Below are 26,754 nucleotides of genomic sequence, written 5' to 3'. Positions count from 1 at the left end.
AGGGGTGGGTGAGGATCAGGCGGGCGCCGGAGTCGTCGAGGATGTACTTCAGCCGTTCCCGTGGATAGGCCGGGTCCAGCGGCAGGTAGCATGCCCCGGCCCGTAGCACCGCCAGCAGGGCCACGATGAGGCCGGCGTCGCGCGGCAGGCACACCGCGACGCAGCTCTCGCCGGTCACACCGCGCGCGCGAAGCGTCCGGGCGAGCGCCGCCGACCGCTCGTCGAGCTCGGCGTAGGTGAGTTCGGTGCCGTCGGCCGCGCGGACCGCCGTGGCGCCGGGGGTCCGGCGCGCCTGCCCGGTGACCAGTTCGTGCAGCGGCAGGCCGGGGTACGGGGCGCCGGTGGCGTTGGTCTCGGCGAGCAGCCGCCGCCGTTCCCCGTCGGTCATCACGGGCAGCTCCGACAGGCGCCGCCCAGGGTCGGCCACCGCCGCCGTGAGCAGCACGCGGTAGGCGGTGACCAGCCGTGCGACGGTCTCCTCGTCGAACAGTTCCGTGCTGTACTCCACCCACACGCCGATCCCGTCCCCGGTCCTGATCACGTCCATGGTCAGGTCGAGCTGGGCGGTGCCGTTGGAGAACTGGTGGCGCCCGGCCAGGGGGAGCAGGTTGAAGCCCACCTGGTAGATCGGCGGCGTGCTCGGGTCGCGGTGGGGCCGCAGCGCCTCGACGAGCCGGTCGAACGGCACCTCGGCGTGGTCCAGCGCGTCCACGACGGTGGCGCGCACCCGGTCCAGCAGTTCGGTGAAGGCCGGGTCGCCGCCCAGGTCGGTGCGCAGCACCAGCATGTTCACGAACATGCCGATCAGCGGCTCGACCTCGGGCAGGTCGCGCCCGGCGACGGGCGAGCCCACGACCACGTCGTACCGGCCGGTGAAGCGGGACAGGACGGCGGTGAACCCGGCGAGCAGCACCATGAACAGCGTGGCGCCCCGGCCCCTGGCCATCGCTTCGAGCCCGGCGGCGAGGTCGCCGGGCAGGTCCTGGTGGTACTCGGCGCCGGCGTAGGTACGCCGGGCGGGCCGTGGCCGGTCCCGGGGCAGTCCCAGGTCGGCGGGGATGCCGTCCAGCCGCCGCTCCCAGTGGCCGACCAGGCCGGCGAGGGTCCCGCCGGCGAGACGTTCGCGCTGCCAGGCCGCGTAGTCGGCGTACTGGATCGGCAGGGCGGGCAGGTCAGGCGGCCTGTCCTGCCCGATGGCGTCGTAGATCTCCGTCAGCTCGCCGGCGAGGATCGCCCCCGAGCGGGCGTCGAACACCGCGTGGTGGACGACGAGGACGAGCCGCCAGTCGTCGCCGGCCACCCGGACCAGGTGGGCGCGCCACAGCGGCCCGCCGTCCAGCTCGAACGGCGCCGCCGCCTCCTGGGCGGCCAGTTCGGCGAACGCCTCCTCCCGCCACGCCGAGGACGTCCCGTCCCCGTCGGTCAACGCCTCCTCCCGCCGCCCTTCCGGCACCCGGTCACCGGCGGTGAGGTCGGTGACGGGCAGCGTGACCCGCGGTTCCACCTCGACGACCTGGACGAGGCCGCCGTCCTCGACCGCCAGGGCGGTGCGCAGCGTCTCGTGCCGCCCGGCCACCCCGGCCAGGGCGAGCCGCAGCCGCCCGGGGTCGAGGTCACCGGGGAGGTCGATCCGCATGTTGAGGTTCTGCACGGGGACGCCGGGTTCGAGGCGGCTGAGGAACCACAGCCGTTCCTGGGCGAACGAGGCGGGGAACACGTACCTGCGCGTCACCTGCTCCCCTCCCTATCCGCCCATGGCTTCGCGCAGGCTGCGTGGCCGCATGTCCATCCATACCTGGTCGATGTGGTCGAGGCATTCCTGCTTCTCGCCCGAGAAACCCGTCTCGCGCCACCCGTCGGGGATGGTCCGGCCGGCCGGCCAGATCGAGTACTGCTCCTCGTCGTTGGCCACGACCCGGTACAGGTCCTCCGGCATGTCACGCCCTCTCGATACGCGGCAGCCGGGTGATGGCCGCCTGCTTGTCGCCGTCGCCGTTCGCGGCCCGGTCGCCGTTCTCGCCGTTCCCCGCGGCCTGGGCGCGTATCTCCTGGACCAGCGCGGCCATCCCGGTGACGGTCGGCACCTGGAAGAGGCTGCGCATGGGGAGCCGCACGCCCAGCTTCTTGCGCAGCAGCGCGATGAGCTGGACGGCGACCAGCGAGTTGCCGCCGAGCTCGAAGAACTCGTCCTCGACGCTCACCCGCTTGGCGCCGAGCACCTCGCACCACAGGCCGGCCAGGGTGCTCTCCAGCTCGTTGCGCGGGGCGACGTGGCCGCTCGCCTCGTCGTCGGCGGCGGTCTCGCCGGTCGTGGTGCCGAGCTCCTCGGCCACGGTGTCCTGCGTGAGCTCGCGCACCCCCTTGACGAACTCGCCGAGCGGGGTGGCGTTGACCACGACCTGGCGGCCGAGGCCCACCGCGACCAGGCGGCGGAAGGCGTCGGCCCCGTCGGCGGGGGCGATGCCGTGTGTGGCGCCCTCGGAGTCCAGTACGGCCCCCGCGGCGGCCGACTGCTCGTCGACGGCCTGCGTCCCGGCGGTCTCCTCGGCGCTCCGGCCGACGGTGCGGGCGACGTCGCCGGCGTCGATCCGCCGCAGGACGAAGTCGGTGATCTCCACCACGCGCTGCCCGCCGTCGTCGTACAGGGTGAGGTCCAGCGCCACGATCTCCCCGCCGCCGCCGTCGCGCTGCTGGGCGTGGCTCCACAGCCGGGCGGGGAGCGGGCCGTGGACCGTGAGGCGCCCGTAGCCCAGGGGCAGGTACTTGCCGCCGACCGAGGCGCTCACGAACGCGGTCGCCTCGTCCAGCAGCGCCGGGTGCAGGACGAACCCGCCGGGGTCGGTCCCGCCGAGTTCGGCCGCCACCTCGGGGCTCGCCTCCAGCCGGGCCAGGTGCTCGTCCTGCCCCTGGTGGACGGCGCGCACGCTGCCCCAGTGCGAGCCGAACGTGAGCAGACCGGAGGAGGAGGCGGAGAACATGTCGTCGGTGGCGTGGCTGATCCCGCCGGAGCAGCGGGCCCGTACCTCGGCGAGGTCGGCGGCGCCGGGCACGGCGGGGACCCACAGCGCGACGCCGCGCGCGTGGGACACCGGCCGCCCGGCGGCGACGCTGGTCACCTCGAACTCCAGGCCGTCTCCTCCCGGGGTGAACACCACGCGGATCTCGGCCACCGCGTCGTCGGCCAGCGACAGCGGCGTGGTGAACGCCACGTCGCGCAGCTCGACGACGTAGCCGGGGCCGGGGCTCGGCGTGGTGGACTCGTACGCGGCACGCGCGGCCTCCAGGTAGCCGGTGCCGGGCAGCACCGCGACCCCGGCGATCCGGTGCTCGTCGAGCAGCCAGTGCGTGCGCGGGGAGATCTGGCCGCCGCACCACGGCAGCCGGCCGTCGGGCGGCTCGTGGCGGTGGGTGAGCACCGGATGGCCGAGCGCGGTGACCCGGTCGCCGCGCTGGAGCGCGCGGAACGCCACAGGGGCGGCGACCTCCGCCGCCATCCCCACCTCCAGCCAGGCGCCCCAGTTGACCGAGACCACCCGGCCGGGCCAGGTGTGGGCGTAGGCGTCGAGGAAGTTGTTCGCGGCGCAGTAGTCCACCTGCCCGAACCCGCCCGCGACCGCGGTCACCGACGAGCACAGCATGACGAAGTCCAGGTCGAGGCCGTCGAAGGCCTCGCGGAGCGCGACCGCGCCGAGGATCTTGGGCGCCATCACCTGTTCGGCGGCCTGGCGCTCCTTGACCTCGGCCATGCCGCCGCCGGGCACCCCGGCCGCGTGCACGATCCCGTCGACGCGGCCGAACCGGGCGAGCGTCTCCTCACGGACCCCGCGCATGCTCGCGGCGTCGGTCACGTCGGCGGCCAGCGTCACCACCTGCGCCCCGGCGGCCTCCATGCGGCGGATCGCGGCGATGGCGCGCGCGGTGCGGTCGGTGCCGCCCGCCAGGTCGTCCCACTCCTCGCGCGGGGGCAGCCCTGAGCGGCCGAGCAGGACCAGCCGGGCCTGGAGGCGTGCCGCCAGGTCCTCGGCCAGGGTGATCCCGATCCCGCCCAGCCCGCCGGTGATCACGTAGACGCCGTGCCGCCTGAGGCCGGTGTCGCCGGTGGCGGGCACCTCGATCGGCTCGTAGTCCCTGACCCAGCGGCGCCCGCCCCGCAGCACGACCGGGGACGGCGGCGCGCCCTCCCCGGCACGGTCGAACGCGGGGTCGCGGGCCAGTTCCGCCAGGACAGCGGCGGGGTCGTACGACGCGCCGGCGAGGTCGAGGTGGCGCACCGACAGCCAGGGCGCCTCCAGCGGGACCACGCCGGCGATGCCGGCCACGGTCGCGTGCTCGGGGCGCGTCAGGTCGTCCCCGGTGACGGCCTGCGTGCCGGAGGTGAGCACGTCGAGGTGGACGCCGCCGTCGCGGCCGGCCTGGGCCAGCGCCTGGACCAGGTCGAGCAGGCTGAAGAAGCCGAGGTCCTGCGCGGCCCACATCCATCCGGGCCCCGGGTCGCCCGGCGGGTCGTCGAGCGCCCACGCGTGGACGATCCGCTCCGGGACGCCGGTGTCGGCGAGCAGCGCCTCGTAGTCCTCGGGGGACCCGGGGCGGACGGTGAACGAGCCGTCCGGCGACCGCCCGTAAGCGTCCCCCGGGATCACCGTGACCACCTCGCCGCCCCCGGCACGCAGCGCCTCGACGAGCGGGCCGGCCGCCGGGCCCGTGAAGGCCAGGCAGCGCGGCACGGCGGGCGCGCCGGCGACGGCGATCGGCGCCTGCCGCCAGGCGGGGACGCTGAACCACTCCCCCACGGGAAGCGAACCGGTGCGCGCGGGGGCGGGGTAGACCATCTCCGGGTCGGGCAGGATGGGCACCCAGTGGTGGGTGCGCTCGTAGGGGTAACCCGGCAGCGGGACGCGGCGGCCGGGCGCGGACAGGGCCTCGGCGCCGACGCCCACCCCCGCGGTCCACATCGCGCCGGCGGTGGCGCACATGACCTGGAGGTCGGACTTCGCGTCGGCCGGGCCGGGCAGGCTCGCCAGCGGCGCCGCGCCGCCCTCACGCACGTGCGTCCTGGCCAGGCCGGCGAGCTGGCGTCCGGGGCCGCACTCCACCACCAGCCAGTCCCCCTCGGCGAGCAGGGTGGCCACGCAGTCGCCGAACCGCACGGTCTCCCGAAGGTGGCGGGTCCAGTACGCGGGGTCGGCCGCCTCCTCGGCGGTGATCCACGTGCCGGTGAGGTTGGACAGGAAGGGGAGGGCGGGGGCGTGCCGCGCCACCCCGGCGACGAGCGCGTGGAACTCCGCGAGAATGGGATCCATCATGGCCGAGTGGAAGGCGTGCGAGGTGCGCAGCAGAGTGCGCCCGGTGCCGGCCCCCTCCAGGCGCGCCGCGTACTCCGCGACCAGGTCGGCCGGTCCCGCGACCACGCAGGCCCCGGGGCCGTTGACGGTGGCGACCGACAGGCCCTCGGGGAGCCGACCGCGCAGCTCGTCCTCGTCGAGGCGGACGGCGAGCATCGAGCCCGCGGGCATGCTCTGCATGAGCCGGCCACGGGCCGCGACCAGGCGCAGCGCGTCCGGCAGGGCGAAGACGCCGGCGCAGGTGGCGGCCACGTACTCCCCGATGCTGTGGCCGATCATGCCGGACGGCTCCACGCCGGACGCCTGCCAGAAGCGCGCGAGCGCGTACTCCACGGTGAACAGCGCTGGCTGGGTGAACTCCGTGCGGCGCAGCCGCTCCTCGGCGGCCTCGCGCTCGTCGCCCCCGGGCATCAGCAGGGTGCGGACGTCCAGGCCGATCTCGTCGCGCAGGATCTCGGCGCACTCGTCCACGGCCTCGCGGAACACCCGCTCGGCGCGGTACAGCTCGGCGCCCATTCCCGCGTACTGGGAACCCTGGCCGGAGAACAGCCACGCCACGCGCGGCCGCCCGGCGATGCCCTTGACCAGCCGGCGGGGGTCGCGCAGGGCCTCGGCCGCGTCGGCGGTGCCGGCGGCCACCACGACGGCGCGGTGCTTCATCTCGCGCCTGCCGACGCCGAGGGTGAAGGCGACGTCCGCCAGGTCGAGGTCCTGGCCGGGCTCGGACAGCCGGTCGGCCAGGCGGCCGGCCATGGCGGCGAGCGCGGCCGGGGTGCGGGCGGACAGCCGCAGCAGGTGGGCGGGGCGCGGCTCCCTGGGCCGAGGTTCGCGGGGCGGCGCCTCCTGCAGGACGACGTGGGCGTTGGTGCCGCCGATGCCGAACGAGCTGACGCCCGCGCGGCGCGGGAAGACCTCCGGCTCCCATTTGACCGGGGAACCGACGACGTAGAAGGGGTTGGTGCCGAAGTCGATCGCGGGGTTCGGCCGCTCGAAGTTGACGCTCGGCGGGATCAGGCCGTGCTCCAGGGCCAGGACCGTCTTGACCAGCCCGGCGATGCCGGCGGCCGGGCCGAGGTGCCCGATGTTGGTCTTGACCGAGCCGATCCCGCACCAGCCCGCGTCCGTGGTGTTCCCACTGAACACGGTGGACAGCGCCGCCACCTCGATCGGGTCGCCCAGGGAGGTCCCGGTGCCGTGCGCCTCCACGTAGGTGACCGTCCGGGGGTCGACGCCGGCCACGCCGAGCGCGTTGGAGACGGCGACGGCCTGCCCCTCCGCGCTCGGCGCGGAGAACCCCACCTTGGTGGCGCCGTCGTTGTTGATGGCGTTGCCGATCACGATCGCGCGGATGTGGTCGCCGTCGGCGATCGCGTCGGACAGCCGTTTGAGCACCGCGACACCGCCCCCGCCGCCCCACACCGTCCCCTTGGCCGCGGCGTCGAAGGCCCTGCAGTGCCCGTCGGCGGCGTAGATGCCGTCCTGGTGGTACTGGTAGCCCCACTCGGGGGGCATCTCGATCGACACGCCACCGGTGAGCACCATGTCGCACTCCCCGGCCCGCAGCGCCTCGCTCGCCACGTGCACCGCGACCAGGGAGGACGAGCAGGCGGTGTGCATCGTCAGGCTCGGGCCGCGCAGGTCGAGCTTGTAGGAGACCAGCGTGGACAGGTAGTCGGGGTGGTTGCCCACGTAGATGCCGAGGTTGCCGACGGAGGCGTGCACCTTCTTGTCGCGGCGGATGTACATCCACTGGTACTCGTCGGAGCCGACGGCCCCGTACACGCCCACCTCCCCCGCGTAGCGCGCCGGGTCGTACCCGGCGTCCTCCAGGGCGGAGTGCGACAGTTCGAGGAACATGCGGTGCTGCGGGTCGCGGGTCTCGGCCTCGCGCGGGGACATCCCGAAGAACGGGGCGTCCAGGGCGCCGTAGTCGGCGGCGATGGAGGCCGCGCGCACGAACGTGGGGTCGTCGAGCAGGTAAGCGGGCACGCCCAGCGCCGCCTGCTCCTCCTTGGTGTAGAACCTGACCGACTCCACGCCGTCCACGAGGTTGCGCCAGAACGCCGGGACGTCGCCCGCGCCGGGAAGCCGGCACGCCAGGCCGATGATCGCGATGGGTTCGACCGGGTACTCCTCGTCAATGCCCATGGGGCCGGTCATTCGTTGTTCTCCTGTCTGGCCTGGTGGGGCCGTCGCGACGGGGTGCGTGCCTGGCGCGCGGCGATCCGCCGGGCGGCGCGCTCGGATCCGGTGGGCCGCCGGTCGCCGTCGAGATGCGCGGCGAGGGAACGGACCGTCGGGAAGCGGAAGAGGTCCACGATCGGCACCTCGCGTCCGAGCGAGGCGGCCAGGCGGACCTGGACCTGTGCGGTGGCGAGCGAGTGCCCGCCGATGTCGAAGAAGTTCTCCTCGGCGGAGACCCGTGGCACGCCGAGCACCTCGCGCCACACCGCCGTGATGAGACGCTCGGTCGTGGTGGCGGACTCCTGGTCGTGGCCCTGGGCGGGGCGCGGCGAGGGGGCGGGCAGCCTGGCCCGGTCGAGTTTCCCGTTCGGGGTGAGCGGCAGGGCCTGCAGCATGATCACGTCGGCGGGGACGGCGTACCCGGGCAGGCGGTCGCGCAGGTGGCGGCGCAGCTCGCCCGGCATGGTCGCCGCCGAGGCCGGGACGGCGTACGCGCGCAGCACCTGGTCGTCGGTGTGGCCGGCCGTGACGACGGCCGCGGCCCGCACGCCCGGGTGTGCCGCAAGGACGTTCTCGATCTCGCCGAGCTCGACCCGGTAGCCGCGGATCTTGACCTGCCCGTCGCTCCTCCCGGCGGGCACGACCCGGCCCTCGGTGTCGTAGCGGCCCAGGTCCCGCGTCCAGTACCTGCGGGGGCCGCCGTCGCCCTCCTCGGTGAACCGCTCCTTGGTCAGCCGCTCGTCGAGGTAGCCCTCGGCCAGCCGGCGACCGCGGATCACCACCTCTCCGAGCTCGCCCACGGCGGCCGGGGCGCCGCCGGGGGTCACCACGAGCAGTTCGGCGCCGTCGATCCCGTGACCGACCGGGACCGGGCCCTGGGCGCCCGCCGCCCGGCCGGTGATCTCGTACATGGCCTGCACCTGCGGGGTCTCGGTCGTCCCGTAGGTGTTCACCAGGCGGGCGGCCGGGGCGATCGCGGCGAAGCGGGCCACGGTCGCCGGGGTGAGGCGGTCCCCGCCGAACAGGACCAGGCGCAGGCCGGGGAGCGGGATGCCGGCGGTGGCGACGAGCGTGGCGAGCTGCGGGGTGAGGTGCGCGACGGTGACCGCGCCGTCGCGCAGCCAGGACGCGAGGGCGGCCGGGTCGCGGATGGCGTCCTGCCCGGGGACCAGCAGCACCGCGCCGGTCACCAGCGGCGTGAAGACGTCACGCAGGAGCGGGTCGTGGGCGAGGCCCGCCAGCAGGGCGAACCTGTCGAGCGAGGTGAGGCCGAAGGCGCGCGGGTACCAGTCGAGAAAACGGGCGAGCGGCTTCTCGCCGGCGCGCACTGGTTTGGGTTCCCCGGTGGTCCCTGAGGTGAACGACAGATACCCCCGCTCCCCCGCCTCCACGACCGGCACCCTGCCACCGCCCACCGACCCGCCGTTGCTCAGTGTGAGGATCCTGGGCTCCTCGGGCGTCAGGGTGGGGAGCCAGGCTAATTCGGGCGGGGGGACGGTGCCTGGGCAGCGGAGGAGCGCGCGGGCGCCGACGGCCTCGGCCTGGGCCGCCAGGCGGGCGGGCGGGAGCTCGGGGTCCAGGACGGCCCACCGCGCGCCGCTCGCCAGCACGCCGAGCAGCAGCGCGGGGAGCTCAGGGTGCCGGGCGGCCAGGACGGCTACGGCCTGCCCCGTTGTGATCCCGGCGGCGGTGACGGCGCGAGCGGTACGGCCGGCGATCTCGACGAGCTCGGCGTAGGTGAGCGCGGCGTCCGCACCGGCGACCGCGACCTGCCCGGGGCGGCCGGCCGCCTGACGCAGCACCCGCTCTACCAGCCCGTCGCCACGCCACTCGGGCAACGCGCCCAAACCATCGGGAAGCGCCCCGAGGGTGTCCCGCTGGGGCGGGGGGCGGAGGTGGGCGAGGTGGGCCGGGCGGGCGGGGTCGGCGACCAGGTCGCCGAGGAGGTGGACGTAGCCCGCGAGCAGCGCCTCGATACGCTCGCCTCGGAACAGCCGGGGGTTGTGCACGGCGTGCAGGAGGTAGCGGCCGTCGCGCTCGGCGACGTACATCGTCAGGTCGAACAGCGACCCGGGCAGGCCGGGCCGCAGCGGGCGGGCGGTGACCCCCGGCAGGTCGAGCCGCTGCTCGGACAGGTCGTACATGTTGAACTGGACCTGGATCAGCGGGTTGCGCGACAGGTCGCGGCCGGAGACGAGCCGGTCCACCAGGCGTTCCAGCCGGACGTCCAGGTGGGCGAGCGCGCCGAGCAGCGCCCGCTGGCACCCGGCCACGTGCTCCTCGAACGCCTCCCCGTCCCGCACCGCCAGCCGCAGCGGCAGGACGTGCACGAAGCAGCCCGCCAGCGGCGCGAACGCCGGGTCCCTGCGGTCGGCGACCGGCGTCCCGACGATCACGTCGTCCGCGCCGGTGAGCCGCCTGAGCACCTGGGCGAACGCGGTGAGCAGCACGGCGTACGGCGTGACGCCCAGCCTGGACGCGAGCCTGCGGACCTCCTGGCTCACCCCGGCCCCGACCTCGGCGAACGACGCGGCGCCCTCGAACGTCTGCACGGCCGGGCGCGGGTGGTCCCCGGGCAGTTCGAGCACGGTGGGCGCGCCCTCCAGCGACCCGGCCCACCACTCCAGGTCCGCGGGGTCCTCCCTGGCGGCGAGCCAGGCGACGTAGCCGGCGAACGACGTCGCGAGCGGCGCGTACGGCTCCGCCCGGTAGGCGCGTGCCAGGTCCTCCCACAGGACCCCCTGCGACAGCCCGTCGAACACGATGTGGTGGGCGGTGACGGCCAGGACGTGCTCGCCGGGGGCCAGGCGGAACAGCCGCGCCCGCCACAACGGCCCCTCGGCCAGGTCGAACACCCGCCGCGCCTCCCCCTCCAACCGCCCCCGCAGGTCGCCGCCGTCTCCGGGCACGTCCTCGACCGGCAGTGGTACCTCGCCCGGTGGGGTGACGACGACCGTGGGAACGCCGCCGGTCTCGGGGACGCGCCAGCGCAGCACCTCGTGCCGGCGGGCGAGGGCCGACAGCGCGGCGCGTAATGCGCCGGTGTCGAGCGGGCCGGAGAGCCGCTGCGCCATCGCGATGTTGTGCGCGGGCGTGCCGGGTGAGAGCCGTTCGACGAACCACATGCGCCGCTGGATCGCCGACAGCTCGGCGGGGGCCGTGGCGGGCGGGGACCCCGACGGCGGCGCCGCCTCCAGACGCCGCGCGATGCCGGCCACCGTCCCGCCGGACAGCACGTCCTCGACGTGGATCTCCCTGCCCAGCTCGGCACGGAGGGCCGACACCAGGCGCATGGCGAGCAGCGAGTGGCCGCCCGCCGCGATGAATCCGTCGTCGAGGCCGGGCTCCGCGCCTCCGAACGTCCGCGCCCACACCTCGGCGACCAGCCGTTCGGTCGCGGTGCGGGGGGCGCGGCGGGGCGCGCCGGAGTCTGGAACCTCCAGGGCGCGCAGGCGCTCCAGGTCGACCTTTCCCGCCGTCGTCAGCGGCAGCGCGGGCAGGCCGACGACGTGGGCGGGCACCATGTAGGCGGGCAGGCGGGCCAGACAGTGCTCACGGATCGCCGCGGGGTCGGCGGCGTCCTGCGGCGTCAAGTAGGCGACGAGGTGCCGCAGCCCCGATGCACCGGTGCCGACGTCCACCACCGCCTGGCGGACCTTCGGGTGGGCGCGGAGCACCGCCTCCACCTCGCCGACCTCCACCCGCTGGCCCTGCACCTTGACCTGCCGGTCCAGCCGCCCGAGGAATCCGATCCGCCCGCCGGGCTCCACCACGACCCGGTCCCCGGTCCGATACAGCCGGGACCCCGGCGGGCCGAACGGGTCGGGCACGAAGCGCTCGGCCGACAGGCCGGGCCGTCCGAGGTACCCCCGGGCGAGCTGCGGGCCGCCGACGCACAGCTCGCCGGGCGTGCCGGGCGGGCAGGGGCGCAGCCGGTCGTCCAGGACGTACGCGGTGCTCCCCGGGAGGGCGCCGCCGATCGGCAGCGGCCGGTCCCATTCGCCGGACAGCTCGGTCCCGGCCACGCACACCGTGGTCTCGGTCGGCCCGTACCAGTTGTGGAACCGGCGCAGGCCCGGCCTGGCCCACCTGGCCACCTGTTCGGGGCCCGCGGGTTCGCCCGCGGTGAGGACGTCGCGCAGGCCGGGCAGCCGGTCCGGGTCGAGCAGCGGCAGCAGGGCGGGCGGGATGGTCCCCCAGCTCACCTCGTGCGACTCCAGGAAGCGTTGCAGCCGGGCGGGGTCCACGCGGTCATCGTCCGGGACGAACATGACCGAACCGCCCCTGGCCAGCGGCGCGAAGACATCCAGGACGGACACGTCGAAGCCCAGCGCGGCGAACCCGATGCTGCGGCAGCCGGCGTCGAGGCCGAAGTACTCGCCGGCCATCGTGACGAAGGCGGACGCGGCGGCGTGGCTCACCACCACGCCCTTCGGGCGGCCGGTGGAGCCCGAGGTGTACAGCACGTAGGCCGCGTTGGACGGGTGCGGCGCCCTCGCCGGGTCCCCCGGCCCGCTCTCCTCGGCTCGCCGAGCCGGCCTGTCCTCGCCTGGGCCGTCTTCGCCTGATCGCCGGGCTTGCCCGTCCTCGCCCGCCCCGGCGTCCTGGCCGGACGTTCCCGCGTCCGGACCGGACGGAGGCGGGAACGTTTGGACAGGGAGGCCCGCCAGCAGGCCGGTGCCCTCCGCGTCGGCGACCACGTGCCGGATGCCCGCGTCCTCGATGACGCCGGCCAGCCGCGCGACCGGGTGAGCCGGGTCCAGCGGCACGTACGCGCCCCCGGCCCGCAGCACGCCGAGGATCGAGACCAGCAGCTCGGGCGTCCGCCGGGCGCAGACGCCGACCCGTGTCTCCGGCCCCACCCCGGCCAGGGACAGCTTCGCGGCCAGGGCTGCGGCGGCGTCGGTGAGCTGCCGGTAGGTGAGCCGCCGGTGCCACTGGCGTACCGCCGTCGCGTCGGGTGTGCGCGCGGCCTGGCCGGCGACGAGTTCGTGCAGGAGTGCGACCCGCGTGCCCCCGGTCAGCATGACGCCTCCGTCAGCCTGGTGAGACGCAGCCTCGGCCGGTCGTACGGCAGCGCCACGGCCGCGAGGACCTCTCCGCGCGGCGTGGGCAGCGACAGGTGGGTGACCCGCCATCGGTCAAGGCCGAGGCCGGGGTCGCGGCCGGTGAGGGGCCGCCACGGGCCCGGGGCGGCGAGGTCGGGGAAGCCGATCAGGGCCGGGTCCACGCCGGTTCCCTCGGCCAGCGCCCGCTTCGCCGTGCGGGCGCGCAGGGCCAGCCACGGCCGGTCCTCCTCGGCCATGCCCTCGATCTGCTCGCGTTCGCCGGCCTGGAGGAGGTCGTCGGTCGTGTCCGGGGCGCCCGGCGGGCCGATGGCGACCCCGGCCGCGTGCCCCAGGGTGACGGCGGCGAGGGTGAGGCCGTCGTGGCAGGCGGCGGCGCACCGGAGCTCGGGCCGCCCGGCGCCGTACCGGCGGGCGATCCCGGCAGGCTGAGTGGCCCCGGTGGGCTGGGCGGGTCCGGCGGCGTCGGTGGTCAGCCAGAGGTGGGCCTCGTCGTCCTCGATCGGCTCGGGGCCGCCGTCCCCGGCCAGGTCCGCGGCGAGGAGCCGGGCGAGGTCCGCATGCGGGTCGGCGAGGAACAGGTGGCCGCCGCGCACGGTGCCCAGGTGGAAGCGGGACCGGGTGTGCCGCCCCCATCCGAGCATCAGCGGTGGGGGCACCTCGGTGTCGTCGAGGCCGGCGAAGGCCACCACGGGGACGTCCAGCGGCGGCTCGGGCGTGAACCGGTACCCCTTGATCCACCCGAAGTCGCTCCGCAGCACGGGCAGGGCCAGCTCGCGCAGCTCCGGCACGTCCCGCAGTTCGGTTCCCGCGCCGGCGCGGCGGATGAGCTGGTCGACGAACGCGTCGTCGGGAAGGTCCACCGCGGCGGCCAGCGGCACCTTGCGGTCGGGCGGGTGCGCCCCGCCGACGTACAGGCGGACCGGCGGGGGCAGCGCGCGGCGGCGCAGCTCCCTGACCACCTCGAACGCGATTCGCGCGCCCATGCTGTGGCCGTAGACCGCGTACGGCCGGTGCGTGCGCGGGGCGATCTCGTCGGTGATCTCGGTGACCGACACCCGGGGCGGTTCGGCGAAGCGGGACTCCCTGCCGGGGAGCTGGAGCGGCACGACCTCGGCGACGCCCGCGAGGGTCTTACGGATGGCCCGGTAGGCGCTGGCCGCGCCTCCCGCATATGGCAGGCAGAACAATGTCGGTACGGAGTCGAGCGTGGGCGGTCGCGAGTACTCGGTCACCTAGCGCAGAGCCCCCTGCTCGGCTGGAATGCCCCGGAATTTGATGTGGTAGGGGCACATACCGCACCCCCCGATATAAACACTCGTTCTTGGCAATCACTCTTATATACAGACGGACGGGACGTCGTCAAGATCCTTTGCGTGCACGCGGGTGGGCCACTTAGGGGATGTCCGAAATAAATCGAACAACCGGACCGATAGGGGACGGCGCGCCCTCGCACGGGCCCCGGCGGCCGGCCGCGACTCCGTACAGCTTCGGGATCGGACCCCGCGGGCGCTGACAGAATAGGCATGACCTGCAATAACGACGACATCGGGGACTTCGGGGCGCCCAGGCGGTCCCACCCGGCGATACGGACAGTAGTGACGCGTACCTAATGCCCGAAAAAGGGCGGTCACCATAGTCGCGCCGACCGAAACGGTCAACCGCCCCGAGCCCGCCCCTTCGATGATCTTGGTCACCGGGGACCGCCGGGCGCCCCGGCCCGCATCGGAGGAGCCGACAATTCCCGTCAGATAATCGGTCTGGATTCCGTCAGACCGCGTTCCACCATAAGGCCGTCCGGCTGTCAAGATGGAGGTTGTATTTCAAAATTCAATGAAAACGTTTCGCTGGGCGAATTCCGCCCGGAAAAACCGTGCCACCGGCTGGCGGTCCGCGTCCCGGCGCGTCACCATGGCAGGATGACCGAACCCGCCAGGGTCGCGGCGACGCTTCTGCTCGCCGTCTGGGTGCTCTTCGGTTGCGCGACCGGAGCCGCCACTCCGTCGCGGAAGGGGGACGCCGTGCCGGACCCCCGCGCGTCCTCGGCCGTCCGGCCGCCGCTGCCGCCCGAGCACGCCGCCGCTCTGGCGAGCCTGCGCAAAATCGACGACCACCCGCTGTGGACCATGACCTACAAGGGCGGGTACGACCCCTTCGCGACGATCGAGCCGGCCCTGACGCCCACCGCCTTCGGGTGCTCCCTGTTCTCCGCGCACGGCGACCCCGCCGACCCGCTGACCGGCCGCAACTTCGACTACGACCACCACCCCGCGCTGCTCCTGTTCACCGCACCACCGAAGGGGCACGCGTCGGTGTCGATGGTCGACGTCTCCTACCTCGGCGTGCGGTCCGACGCCGACTTCACCACCGACGCCGGCCGCAGGGCGCTGCTGAAGGCCCCGCTGCTGCCGTTCGACGGCATGAACTCCAAGGGCCTGGTCGTGGGCATGGCCACCGTCCCCGAGGCCCGGCCCGGCCACGACCCCAAGCGGCGCACGGCCGGCAGCGTCCGCGTCATGCGGCTGGTGCTGGACGGGGCCGCCACGGTCGGCGAGGCCCTCAAGGTGTTCCGCCGGTACAACGTCGACTTCAGCGGGAGCCCGCCGCTGCACTACCTGATCTCCGACGCGCGGGGGCGGTCGGCGGTCGTCGAGTTCGCCGGCGGCGCGATGGTGGTCCACCACGGGAGCGGGTCCTGGCAGGCCATGGTGAACTTCGCCTTCACCGGGTCCACCGCGCGGGCACGCCAGGCCGATCCCCGCTACCGTACGGCGGGCGACACGCTGCGCGCGGCCGGAGGCAGGCTCTCTCCGGAGCAGGCCATGGACCTGCTCTCCCGGGTCAGGCAGAACCACACCCAGTGGTCGATCGTCTACCGGCAGAAGGCCGGCGAGGTACGGCTCGCCACCGGCCGGCGGTACGGCACGGTGCACGAGTTCCGCCTGCCGATGGACTGACCCGCCCGAGTGGGGACCCCTTCCGGTACGAGACTTCCGGTACGAGACAGGAGCCCTCCCGCCCTGGTGTACGCCATGATCTGAATTCTCCGCCTCTTTGATCTTTCGGCCGCGAATCCACGGCGGATTGTCGGTGGGCTCGGGTAAGTTCCCGGATCATTGATCGGCCGCCCGCGCAGGTGCCGACGTCTCGATTGGCGTCCGCGGGCCAGCCGGGCTGGAGGTCGAAGGGTTCGTGGACGCGGAGAGAGCCGCGTGGGAGCGGTGCAGTGTGGTGCGGGTGCTGCCACCCGTCGAGCCGCGCAAGCTGGCGAAGGTCCCCTTCGTCGAGCTGGCCGACGGGCGGTTGCAGGGCGTCGTGTCGAGCGGGTCCGACATCGCGCGGGTCTACGTCTCGTCGATCACCGCAGGCACCCACACCTACGACTGCAGCACCAACAACAACCGGCCGTGCGGCGCGCTGCACGGCTCGCCGTGCAAGCATCTGCGGCTGCTCGCCGACGAGGCCGTCCTCCAGTACGGCATCGACCGGGTGGCGCGCTACCTGCGGGTGGAGGCCTCCGGTGACGACGACCTGATGAGCTGTCTGAACGGCCACCCGGAGCGCACCCCCTCGGCGGTGGTGTTCAGCCGATTCCTGCGCCACCTCGCCTACCTGGAGGTGCCGGGCAGCACGGCCCCCATGGCCGAACTGCACTGGTTCCCGGCCGCGGGAGCCGTGGGCTGATGCTCGGCACGCGGCTCGGCGAGCTGCTCCAAGACACCCCTGAGGGGGTCGGCGAGGCGCTCGGCCTGGTGACGGGCTTCGACGACGCCCTCGCGCACGGGTTCGCCCGGCTCGGCGAGGACCGGTCCGCCGCCCTCGCCGCCCTGGCCGGCGCGCTCGCGGCCACTCCACTCGGCGGGCCGGTGGGCGAGGCGGTGGAGAAGATCCGCGCGGGGTCGGTCTCCGACGAGCACCTGGTGGCCCTGGCCGGCGGGCGGGCCGCGCTGTTCGGCGCGGCGCACGACGCCCTGCTCGACCGGCTCGACACCGCGCTCGGGCGGTCGCGTCCGGCCTGGCGGCCTCCCGCCGCCGAGGACGGCGAGGTGCCGGGCAACCTGCTCGGCGGCTGCCGGGTCTGGCTGCGCGAGCTGGCCATCACCGGCTGGCGCGGCGTGGACCACGACCTCGTCACCGCCTCGGACCAGACGCTGGAGGCCCTGCTTTCCGCGCCACGGCTGCGGGGGCTGGCGGTGCTGCTCGACGGCCTGGCGGCCGAGCTGCGCGCGTCGTGCCCGGTCGGGACGATGGAGCGGCTGCCGGTGCGGCGGTGGGCCGACCTGTGGACGCGCGGCCTGCTGCTGTCGCAGGCCGGCGCCTGGGACGGCGGCGCGGAGCCGGTGTCGGGGCGGTTGCTCATCCTCGGGACCGAGGTCCACGAGCACAGCACGGTCGTGCGCGCGCAGGTTCACGCGATCCTCGAACCCGCGGGCGGCGCCCCGCCCCGGCTGGTGCGCGCGAGCGTGGCCGCGGCCAAGGTCGACACGATCACCGGGCCCGCCGTGTGGCGGCTGCTGGGCGGCTACCCCGTGCTGCTGGGGGCGCTCGCCGGGCACCGCACCCTGGAGATCACCGACATGCCCCTGCTGGCCGGCGGCGACCTGGTCTGGCAGGAGGAGCGGGCCGTCGCGGGCGAGCCGGCCGACCCGTTCGCGACGGCGCGGATCCTGCTCGGGCGGGCGAGCCCGGCCGCGGTGCCGCCCCTGGACCGCCACCCGGTGCGCATCTCCGAGCCCGTGCTGGTCGAGGGGTACACGACGGGCGGCGGCGCGTTCGACCTGGGCGGCGCGGCCATCGACGTGGACGTCGACCGGCTGCCGTCCTGCGGCCCGCTCACGCCCGAGATGGTGGCCGCCTCCTCGTCCTGCCTCGGCCTGCTGCGCTGGGACGGCGGGCGGTGGCTGCTGCGTCCCATGGCGGTGCTGACGACGGTCAAGCGCAAGCCGGTCGCCGCGCACAACGGCGACTGGGCGCTCGGGCCCACCGACCCCAAGGCCGCCAAGGCCGAGGCCAGGGCCGGCGACGGGGTCGCCGTGCTTCGCGAGCGGGCGGGACGGTTACTGAGAAAATGAGCGAGACCCCGACCACCGAGCCGAGCGGCCACCCGCCCGGCGCCGTCGACACTCTGACCGCCGGGGCGGGCCACCCGGCAGGCACCACCGGCACTCCGGCCGCCGGGCACGGCCGTCCGGCGGGCGCCGACGAGAACCGTCGCCAGGTGCTCTACTGGCGCCTGCTGTCCCGGCTGTTCGACGGCGACGAGCAGCCCGCGCTGGAGGCGGCGAGCGTGGCGATCGTCGGCGACCTCGGGCTGCCGCCGCCCCTGCTCGACCCCGGGGTGTCGGTGGACAACCTGGTGCAGCGCTTCCCCGAGCTGGGCGAGGAGCTGCGTGACCTGCTCACCGAGCGGGAGCACGAGGGCGGCGGCGAGGTGCGGCGGGCCGCCCTGGTCTCGAAGCTGCTGCTCAACGTGTTCTCGACCGGCACGGGCGACGTCAGCGCCGGCGACCTCGCGACCTGGCAGCAGGACGCGGGCTGGTTCGAGCGGGGCATGGGGTGCGAGCCGGGCGGGCTCCGCGCCCGCCCTGGGAACGAGGAGCTGGCCGCCGTCCTGGCCGGGCTGGAAGGCGGCCTGGTCAAGCGCATGCGCCTGCGCGAGGTGCTCGCCGACCCGGCCCTGGCCAGGAAGCTCACGCCGAGCATGTCGCTCATCGAGCAGCTCCTGCGCGACAAGTCCAACCTGTCGGGGGTCGCGCTCGCCAACGCCAAGGCGCTGATCCGCAGGTTCGTGGACGAGGTGGCCCAGGTGCTGCGCACCCAGGTCGAGAAGGCGAGCGCGGGCGTCATCGACAGGTCGGTGCCGCCGAAGCGGGTCTTCCGCAACCTCGACCTGGAACGGACGATCTGGAAGAACCTCACGAACTGGAGCCCGGAGGACCAGCGGCTGTACGTGGACCGGCTGTACTACCGGCAGACCGCCCGCCGCACGACCCCCGCCCGGCTGATCGTGGTCGTCGACCAGTCGGGGTCGATGGTGGACGCGATGGTGAACTGCACCATCCTCGCGTCGATCTTCGCCGGGCTGCCCAAGGTGGACGTCCACCTTGTGGCCTACGACACCCGGGCGCTCGACCTGACGCCGTGGGTGCACGACCCGTTCGAGGTGCTGCTGCGCACGACGCTCGGCGGCGGCACCGACGGCACGGCCGCGATGGCCCTGGCCCGGCCGAAGATCGCCGATCCGCGCAACACCGTGATGGTGTGGATCTCCGACTTCTACGACAACCGCGCGCTGATCACCGACTTCGAGGCGGTGCGCCGCTCGGGGGTGCGGTTCATCCCCGTGGGCTCGGTGAACAGCTCCGGCAACCAGAGCGTGGACCCGTGGTTCCGCCAGAAGCTCAAGGACCTGGGCACCCCGGTGATCTCCGGCCACATCCGCAAGCTCGTGTTCGAGCTCAAGAACTTCCTCACCTAGGAGACCCGCGAATGACCGACGACATGCTGCGCGCCCCCGCCGAGGTGAAGTACGCCGAGGAGCTCGAATGGCTGGAGTCCGTCGACGACGGACCCAAGCCGTTCTCGTGGCGGCTCAGCCCTCGCATGGTGCGGCTGTTCGTGCTCGGCTCCGAGCGCTCGGACGGGCTCGACCGTGAGATCCCGCAGAAGTGGTTCGGCGACCGCAGCTTCGTCGAGCGCAGCATCGTGACCCTGGCATCCGACCGAGGGCTGCTGCTGATCGGCGACCCGGGCACCGGCAAGAGCTGGCTCGCCGAGCTGCTCGCCGCCGCGATCTGCCGCAACTCCACCCTGGTCGTCCAGGGCACGGCCGGCACCACCGAGGACCACATCAAGTACTCGTGGAACGTCTCCATGGTGATCGCCAAGGGCCAGTCCCGCCAGTCGATGATCCCCTCGCCCATCATGACGGCCATGGAGCAGGGGGTGATCGGCCGCTTCGAGGAGCTGACCCGGTCGACCAGCGACGTGCAGGACGCCCTGATCTCCATCCTCTCCGAGAAGTACGTGTCCATCCCGGAGCTGGACGACGACAACATCGTCTTCGCCCAGCCCGGCTTCTCGATCATCGCGACGGCCAACAGCCGTGACCGGGGCGTCAACGACCTGTCGTCGGCGCTGAAACGGCGCTTCAACTTCATCAAGATCCCCGTGGTGACGAACAAGCGCAGCGAGGCGGAGATCGTCCGCTTCCGCACCGAGGAACTGCTGAGACGGCACAACATCGAGCTGGACCTGCCGCCCACGCTGCTGGACATCCTGCTGCAGAGCTTCGCCGACCTGCGCGCCGCTGCCGCCTCGGCCACCAGCGACGACGAGAAGCTGGAGTCCGCGCTGTCCACGGCCGAGCAGATCGGCGTGCTGGAGGACGCCATCCTGCACAGCAACTTCTTCGGTGACCGCACCCTGCGCGCCGGGACGCTCGCCGGGTCGCTGGTCGGCTCGCTGGCCCGCCGCACCCCCGAGGACCTGGCCATCCTGAACAAGTACTGGCACGGCGTCGTCGAACCGCGCAGCAAGCAGGACGGCGGTGAGTGGGAGGGCTTCCTCGAAGGCGGCCGCCAGGCCATCGCCACGCTCTCATGAGCCCCTTCGGCGCGCTCCGCGAGCAGTTGCTCGACGCCGCCACGGCCTTCGCCGGCGCCCCCGCCGCGCTGCCCGGCATCCTGGCGGGCCTGGTGGACGACGTCGACCGGGCGCTGGCCGAGCCACTGGAGATCTTCCCGGTCTGCCACCACTCGCCGGCCTCGGCGCTGGCCATGGTGCGGCGCCTGCGGGAGAAACAGCCGAAGGTCATCTACCTGGAGCTGTGCGAGGACCTGCGGCCGCTGCTGCCCGAGCTGCGCAACTGCCGCCTGCCGGTGGCATTGCAGGCGTTCGCGACCGACCTCGACGGCTTCCCGCCCGCCTGGGGTCCGCTCAGCATGGTGGCCCCCATCACCGAGGCGTCGGCCGAGTACCAGGCCATCTCCTACGCCCTGGAAACGCCCGGCGTCGAGCTGGTCCTGGTGGACCGCTCGTCCGACCACGTCTTCCAGTGGGCGCCCAAGCCGGAGACCGAGACCGAGGCGACCGGGCACGGCGAGGAGGCGGCCCTGCACGGCGACTCGGTGGGCGTCGAGATCGGCGACCTGCGCCCCCGCTTCGCCGAGCTCGAAGAGCACCTCATCCACCACGGCAAGGTCAGGCACTGGTCGGAGTGGTGGGACCAGTACGTCGAGCAGCCCCTGGCCGGCGCGGACTACGACACCTACCGCCAGGTCATGGTGCTGATCGGCGGCCTGTTCCGGCGGCTCAGGCCGGGCGGCGGCGACCGGCCGGCCACCGACGAGGACCGCGAGCGCTACATGTGGACCCGCATCCGCGAGCACCTCGCCGCGTCCGGCGCCGACCCGGCCGAGTGCCTGCACGTGTGCGGCGCGTTCCACGCCGCCAGCCGGGTCGAGCAGTTCGGCCTGGCCTCCGACGCCCCGTACGAGATCAGCCCCCGCACGGCCACGCGCTGGCTGTACGGGCTGATCCCCTCCAGCCACTCGGCGATCGAGGCCCAGTTCGGGCTGGCCTCCGGCTCGGTGTCCATCGCCGCGGCGACCTGGGCCAAGGCCGTGGCGCGCGGCGGCGTCACCCCGTTCCGGCTCGCGGGCCGGCCGGACACCCGCAAGCGGCCCGCGCGCGCCGGGAAGGCGGCGCCGGTCCCCCGGACCGAGGTCACCGACCGGCTGTCCGGTTTCCTGTCCACGCCGCCGGCCGTGGACGAGCTCGACGAGGCCGAGCTGCTCGGCTGGTCCGTCGACATCGTGCGGCTGGCCCGCCGCAACGGCTACCTGGCCAGCACGGCGGACGCCATCGCGGTGTTCGAGACCTCCCTGCTGCTCGCGGGCATCCGCGACCGGGCCCGGCCCACGCCGTACGACTTCCAGGACGCGGCCGTCACGTGCATCGAGAAGGACGTGGTGCCGGGCCGCCGGGACGTGCGCCGCCTGTGCGAGATCCTGCTCGGCGGCGACCGGGTCGGCGCGGTCGGCTACGACTCCCTGCCGCCGCTGGCGCGCGACGTGTACGACCGGCTGGCGCCGCTGGGGCTCGACACGCAGAAGCGCACGATCCAGCGGGCGCTGCTTGACCTCGGCGCGGACCCCGAGCTGGTGCCGTGCTCTGACCTGCTGTGGATGCTGCGTTACCTGCTGCCGCCGGACGCGGTGCGGCCCATCATGGGCGGGCGGCGGCTGGGCGAGCGGTCGATCCAGGAGAGCTGGGACCTGGCGCTCGGCCGCCACCAGCGCTCCCTCATCGAGCTCGGCTACGAGGGCGTCACCATCGAGCAGGTGCTGGAGCAGCGGCTGCGCCGCGCCGTATGGGAGCCGGCCGCCACGGCGGCCGTCGCCCTCGCGGCCGTCGAGGACGCCCTGCTGTTCCTCGGCGGCAAACGGTTCGTCGACGAGCTCGGCGCGCGGGCCGTGGAGCTGCTTGCGGCCGAGCGCACGGTGGACGACGCGCCGGAGGTGCTGCGCCGGATCCGCCGCCTGCTCGGCTACTACCGCGCCACCGGGCCGGTGCTCCCCGCCTGGTGCGAGGCGTTCGTCAGCGCCGGATACGCCCACTACTGCACGCTGCTGCCGACCGCCTTCGTGGACGAGGACACCGGCGTCCGGCAGGTGGGCGCCATGCTGGGGTTCCTGTTCACCATGGAGAGCCTCGCGCTGGCGCTCGGGTGCGACCGCGCCCAGCTCGAGCTGGCGGTACGGCAGTCGCATCCCGAGGCGCCTGCCAAGGTGGCGCTGCTGTGGGCGGCGCAGTCCCAGCTCGGCGTGCTGCCGCAGGCCGAGTTGCGGTCGCGGTGCGACGAGCTGCTGGCCAACCCGCTGGTGGTCCCGTCGTTCCCTCTGTACATCACCGGGTTCGTGCAGGCCCTGGAGCCGGCTCCGGGGCTCGCGGGGTTCGTGGTCGAGGTGATCTCCAAGGCGTTCGGCCGGCTGCCCGACAGCGTCCTGCTGCCGTGGCTGCCCAAGCTGATCACGATGCTCCGCGACCAGGCCGGCGAGCTGGTGCCGGTGCTCGTCCGCGAGGCGGGCCGCACGTTCCCGGGCACGCTGGCCGAGGTGGACGCCTGGGTGCCGCCCTGGTCGGCGCGACCGGCGCCCGAGGCGTCCCGGGACCCGGTGCCCGCGGGGCCGGTGACCGGGCTGCTGGTGGCGCACCCCTCGGCGCTCGACGCGGTGGCGGAGCTGCTCGGGTGCGAGGGGGAATGGCAGGATCTCGCAACGGACGAACCGGACGACCAGGAAGTGCGCGCACTCCTGTCCGCCCACCCCGAAACCGCCTTCGCGGTGTCGGCACTGCTCGGCTAGCCGGCCGGTCCGGAGCAGGCCGGGGCGCCTTGTGGTGCCCTGCGGGGAAGCGGGGAAGGTGTCGCGGGTTTCGGTTTTTGGCGGTCGCGAAGCCCCCTGCCTGTTTTGTTAATTCCTGGGTGGAAAAGGTGGGGCACCCGGTCCCGATTGAGGTCCGGGTGCCGGGTCGCTCGCCCAGGCGACGCGGTCATGTTCACCTTTGTCTGGAAATTGCGCCTAGCCTGTGTTCCCGCATGTCGGATGACGGGGAATCAGGCCACCGATTATTAAGGTGGAAAGACAGGGCGCGTCACGACAATGCGTCATGACCGCACCACGCCTCAGGAAAAGGCAATCCTCATGACAGATCCCGGGCGCGCTCGCGTCTTGTCACGAAATATCGTTCGGTTCGTGCTGACGGGCGGCATAGCGGTCCTGCTCGCCGCCGGGGGCGTCATCGCGACGTCTTCCGGCGCGAACGCGGTGACGGCGCCGGTCGCCCTGGGTACGGCCGCGAACTTCGCGGTACTGGCCGGGAGCACGGTCGCAAGCACCGGTCCCACGGCCGTCACCGGAGATCTGGGGATCAGCCCGGGTTCCACGTTGACGGGCTTCCCGCCCGGCACGGTCAACGGGGCGATCCACCTGGCCGACGCCACCGCCGCCCAGGCCCAGGTCGACCTGATCGCCGCCTACAACGACGCCGCCGGCCGGACTCCGGCCGTCACCATACCCACCGAACTCGGCGGCACGACGGTTACGCCGGGGGTCTACACCTCGGCCGCCGGCACCTTCGACATCACCGGGAACCTGACCCTGGACGCCCAGGGCGACCCCACCGCCGTCTTCATCCTCCAGGCGGCCTCCACCCTCACCACGGCCTCCGGCAGCACCGTCACCCTGGCCGGCGGCGCGCTGGCGTGCAACGTCTTCTGGCAGGTCGGCAGCTCGGCCACCCTGGGCACCGGTTCCACCTTCATCGGGAATGTCCTCGCCATGACCTCGATCACCGCGACCGTCGGAACCGAGATCACCGGCCGCCTCCTGGCCCGCAACGGCACCGTCGACCTGGACACCGCCACCATCACCAAGGCCGACTGCGCGCTCGACAGGACCACCACCACCTCGGTGAACTCGTCCTGCGCCATCGACCAGCTGAGCCCGATCACCTTCACCGCGACGGTGAGATCTCCGGGCTCGACCGTGCCCACCGGCCCGGTCGAGTTCTTCAGCGACGGCGTCAGCCTGGGCACGGCCCCGCTCAATGCCACCGGCCACGCGGAGCTGACCGTCGCGAACCTCTCCGAAGGCGCGCACGAGATCGTCGCGGTCTTTCCTGGTACGACCGACCTGGACGCCAGCACCTCGCCGCCGTTCATCGTGCGTGTCGATTCCCAGGGGTTCTGCCAGATAGTGGATTGCTGGACGCCGGCCGGTGCTCCATGAATCGCGGCGTATGAAAGTGCCTGGGGGGATTACGTCACGGCTTTCCCGATGCCATGTCCTCATTTTACCGTTCACCACTCGATCGAACGTATTTTGAGCCATCCAACGGGTATCTCGTGGCCATCACCCATGCGTCAAAGAGGACACCTTTCGGGACCGCAACGACATGGAATGAAATGACTTATAGCGACAGCGGAAATTTCGTAGCCTCGCAGTCCGGCAGAACCGCCAAAACGTGGAGCCTTACCGTGCTGCTCGTCGGCGCTTTTTTGGTGACGTCATGCCAGCCCCGGGCAAACGCACTCAAGGATCAACCGGTCGGAAATCAACCTGTTTCACCGGTCAAAGAGGATGAGCAGCACCCCAAGTGCCATCACCGCACCGCCTCCCGAAAGCCACACGTCCACGTGAAGGGTCACTGCTGGAAGAGATGCTGCGGGCCGTGCAAGTGCCGGAAGGGGCACTGCGGGTGCCACCGCGGGTCGAAGGGCAGGAAAGGCCTGAAGCGCGGGACCGGCCCGACCGTCCGGTACGGCCCCGAAGTCCCGGGGGTCGGGACCGGCGCACCTGGAGGCGCGGCCCCCGGCAGCCGACCAGGCACGTACATCCAGATGGGCCCACCCGGCCCACGAGGCCCCCTGGGCCCGACAGGCCCAGCCGGCATCCACGGACCCGAAGGCCCGGAAGGACCTGAAGGACCCGAAGGTCTCGAAGGTGAGCAAGGACCCGAAGGCCAAGAAGGACCCGAAGGCACGCAAGGCCCGACGGGCCCGCAAGGCCTCACCGGCCCCCCGGGCACGACGGGACCAGCCGGCCCAGCAGGCCCGACAGGCGTACCCGGACCAGCAGGCCCGCAGGGCATACCGGGCACGACAGGACCCATAGGTCCGCAAGGTGCGACGGGACCCACAGGTCCGCAGGGCGTGCCGGGGGCGACAGGGCCGGTAGGTCCAGTCGGTCCGCAAGGCACGGCTGGAGTAGCGGGCCCGACAGGCGAGGCGGGACCAACTGGACCGTCGGGAGCGACGGGAGCGGAAGGCGCGCCAGGCCCAGCCGGTCCACAAGGCATCCCGGGACCGGAAGGTCCGCAGGGCGTAGCGGGACCAGCGGGCCCGCAGGGCACGACAGGAGCGACAGGGTCGGCGGGCGTAGCGGGACCGGCCGGAGTAACAGGCGCGACGGGACCGCAAGGCATCCCAGGGCCGACAGGACCCGAGGGTCCGCAAGGCACGGCAGGAGTAGCGGGCCCGGCAGGCGTGGCAGGACCAACAGGGCCGTCGGGAGCGGAAGGCCCGCCAGGCCCGGCCGGTCCGCAAGGCACCACCGGACTCACTGGCCCGGCAGGGCCGGAAGGACCGCAGGGTGTACCGGGACCGGCGGGCGTGGCAGGACCGACAGGATCGGCGGGCGTAGCAGGTGCGACGGGAGCCGAAGGACCGACAGGCCCGGTCGGCCCACAAGGCATCACGGGACCGGCAGGTCCGCAGGGCGTAGCGGGACCGGCTGGCCCGCAGGGGACGACAGGAGCAACGGGACCGGGAGGGGCGGCAGGTCCAGCCGGCCCGCAAGGCGTCACAGGACCGGCAGGCCCGCAAGGCACGACAGGAGCAACGGGGTCGGCAGGCGTAGCAGGACCGGCAGGCCCGCAGGGCATTACAGGAGTGGCGGGACCGGACGGGCCGGCCGGACCCCAGGGTGTCGCGGGGATAGCGGGACCCCAGGGCGCCACAGGAGAGACAGGACCGGCGGGCCCGGCGGGAGCCACCGGGGCGACGGGAGCCACCGGAGCCGAAGGAGCGGCCGGACCCCAAGGCGCCACAGGAGATACCGGACCGGCGGGAGCCACCGGGGCGACAGGAGCCACCGGAGCCGAAGGACCGGCCGGACCCCAAGGCGCCACAGGACCAGCAGGACCAGCAGGACCCCAAGGTGTCGCAGGGATAGCAGGACCGGTCGGGCCCCAAGGTGTCGCAGGGATTGCGGGACCCCAAGGAACCATAGGAGATACCGGACCGGCGGGGACCACGGGGGCGACGGGAGCCACCGGAGCCGAAGGACCAGCCGGACCCCAAGGAGCCACAGGAGATACCGGACCGGCGGGAGCCACCGGGGCGACAGGAGCCACCGGAGCCGAAGGACCAGCCGGACCCCAAGGCGCCACAGGACCAGCAGGACCCCAAGGCGTCGCAGGGATAGCAGGACCCCAAGGAACCACAGGAGATACCGGACCGGCGGGACCGGCAGGGACCACAGGGGCGACAGGAGCCACCGGAGTCGAAGGACCGGTTGGACCTCAAGGCGCCACAGGACCGGCGGGACCCCAAGGTGTCGCCGGGATAGCGGGACCCCAAGGAGCCACAGGAGAGACAG

Annotated in this window: 12 protein-coding genes; 7 read left to right on the top strand and 5 right to left on the bottom strand. The window is 73.6% G+C overall.

The genetic code is table 11. From position 1 onward, the window contains the following. From NYZ98_RS19845 to NYZ98_RS19825, 5 genes are all read right to left on the bottom strand, one after another. On the bottom strand, positions 1-1,732 hold a 1,732-nt coding region (locus tag NYZ98_RS19845; RefSeq protein WP_262844316.1), incomplete at its 3' end, for a condensation domain-containing protein. A gap of 12 nt (positions 1,733-1,744) precedes the next feature. Beyond that, positions 1,745-1,936, bottom strand: a complete 192-nt coding sequence (locus NYZ98_RS19840) for an MbtH family protein (protein ID WP_262844315.1) — start codon at positions 1,934-1,936, stop codon at positions 1,745-1,747. Between the two features lies 1 nt (position 1,937). Further along, positions 1,938-7,502 carry a type I polyketide synthase gene (locus NYZ98_RS19835; protein ID WP_262844314.1) on the bottom strand — a complete coding sequence of 1,855 codons (5,565 nt, stop codon included), beginning with the start codon at positions 7,500-7,502 and terminating at the stop codon, positions 1,938-1,940. After that, a complete protein-coding gene (locus tag NYZ98_RS19830; protein WP_262844313.1) occupies positions 7,499-12,553 on the bottom strand; it encodes a non-ribosomal peptide synthetase in 5,055 nt (1,684 codons plus the stop codon). Before NYZ98_RS19830 ends, NYZ98_RS19835 begins: the two co-directional genes overlap by 4 nt. Continuing rightward, entirely contained in the window at positions 12,547-13,827 is a 1,281-nt protein-coding gene (locus tag NYZ98_RS19825; protein ID WP_262844312.1) for a thioesterase II family protein, read from the bottom strand. The genes NYZ98_RS19830 and NYZ98_RS19825 overlap by 7 nt, the downstream gene beginning before the upstream one ends. A gap of 684 nt (positions 13,828-14,511) precedes the next feature. On the opposite strand from NYZ98_RS19825, the gene NYZ98_RS19820 reads away from it, so the two are divergent. The 7 genes from NYZ98_RS19820 (at position 14,512) to NYZ98_RS19790 (ending at position 24,384) form a co-directional block, all read left to right on the top strand. Continuing rightward, positions 14,512-15,549: a linear amide C-N hydrolase gene (locus NYZ98_RS19820; RefSeq protein ID WP_262844311.1), complete on the top strand. Its 1,038-nt coding sequence runs from the start codon at positions 14,512-14,514 to the stop codon at positions 15,547-15,549. Between the two features lie 235 nt (positions 15,550-15,784). Then, the gene (locus NYZ98_RS19815) at positions 15,785-16,276 is read left to right on the top strand and encodes a hypothetical protein (RefSeq protein WP_262844310.1); all 492 of its coding nucleotides are present in this window, start codon (positions 15,785-15,787) and stop codon (positions 16,274-16,276) included. After that, positions 16,276-17,664: a hypothetical protein gene (locus NYZ98_RS19810; protein WP_262844309.1), complete on the top strand. Its 1,389-nt coding sequence runs from the start codon at positions 16,276-16,278 to the stop codon at positions 17,662-17,664. Before NYZ98_RS19815 ends, NYZ98_RS19810 begins: the two co-directional genes overlap by 1 nt. After that, the gene (locus tag NYZ98_RS19805; protein ID WP_262844308.1) at positions 17,661-19,070 is read left to right on the top strand and encodes a VWA domain-containing protein; all 1,410 of its coding nucleotides are present in this window, start codon (positions 17,661-17,663) and stop codon (positions 19,068-19,070) included. Before NYZ98_RS19810 ends, NYZ98_RS19805 begins: the two co-directional genes overlap by 4 nt. An 11-nt stretch (positions 19,071-19,081) precedes the next feature. Further along, positions 19,082-20,197 carry an ATP-binding protein gene (locus tag NYZ98_RS19800; protein WP_262844307.1) on the top strand — a complete coding sequence of 372 codons (1,116 nt, stop codon included), beginning with the start codon at positions 19,082-19,084 and terminating at the stop codon, positions 20,195-20,197. After that, complete coding sequence (locus tag NYZ98_RS19795) at positions 20,194-22,959, top strand: DUF5682 family protein (RefSeq protein ID WP_262844306.1); 2,766 nt, start codon at positions 20,194-20,196, stop codon at positions 22,957-22,959. Before NYZ98_RS19800 ends, NYZ98_RS19795 begins: the two co-directional genes overlap by 4 nt. A gap of 390 nt (positions 22,960-23,349) precedes the next feature. Next, complete coding sequence (locus tag NYZ98_RS19790) at positions 23,350-24,384, top strand: ice-binding family protein (protein ID WP_262844305.1); 1,035 nt, start codon at positions 23,350-23,352, stop codon at positions 24,382-24,384. Positions 24,385-26,754 lie beyond the last annotated feature (2,370 nt).

This window comes from Sphaerisporangium corydalis (genome assembly GCF_025506355.1).
GTDB lineage: Bacteria > Actinomycetota > Actinomycetes > Streptosporangiales > Streptosporangiaceae > Sphaerisporangium > Sphaerisporangium corydalis.
Note: the sequence above shows the minus strand (reverse complement) of the source record. Positions and strands in the feature narration are given on the sequence as shown.

Excerpts from the sequence above, each read along its gene's own strand:
- NYZ98_RS19840 (WP_262844315.1), bottom strand. The coding sequence starts at position 1,936 with ATGCCGGAGGACCTGTACCGGGTCGTGGCCAACGACGAGGAGCAGTAC.
- NYZ98_RS19835 (WP_262844314.1), bottom strand. The coding sequence starts at position 7,502 with ATGACCGGCCCCATGGGCATTGACGAGGAGTACCCGGTCGAACCCATC.
- NYZ98_RS19830 (WP_262844313.1), bottom strand. The coding sequence starts at position 12,553 with ATGCTGACCGGGGGCACGCGGGTCGCACTCCTGCACGAACTCGTCGCC.
- NYZ98_RS19820 (WP_262844311.1), top strand. The coding sequence starts at position 14,512 with ATGACCGAACCCGCCAGGGTCGCGGCGACGCTTCTGCTCGCCGTCTGG.
- NYZ98_RS19810 (WP_262844309.1), top strand. The coding sequence starts at position 16,276 with ATGCTCGGCACGCGGCTCGGCGAGCTGCTCCAAGACACCCCTGAGGGG.
- NYZ98_RS19805 (WP_262844308.1), top strand. The coding sequence starts at position 17,661 with ATGAGCGAGACCCCGACCACCGAGCCGAGCGGCCACCCGCCCGGCGCC.
- NYZ98_RS19800 (WP_262844307.1), top strand. The coding sequence starts at position 19,082 with ATGACCGACGACATGCTGCGCGCCCCCGCCGAGGTGAAGTACGCCGAG.
- NYZ98_RS19795 (WP_262844306.1), top strand. The coding sequence starts at position 20,194 with ATGAGCCCCTTCGGCGCGCTCCGCGAGCAGTTGCTCGACGCCGCCACG.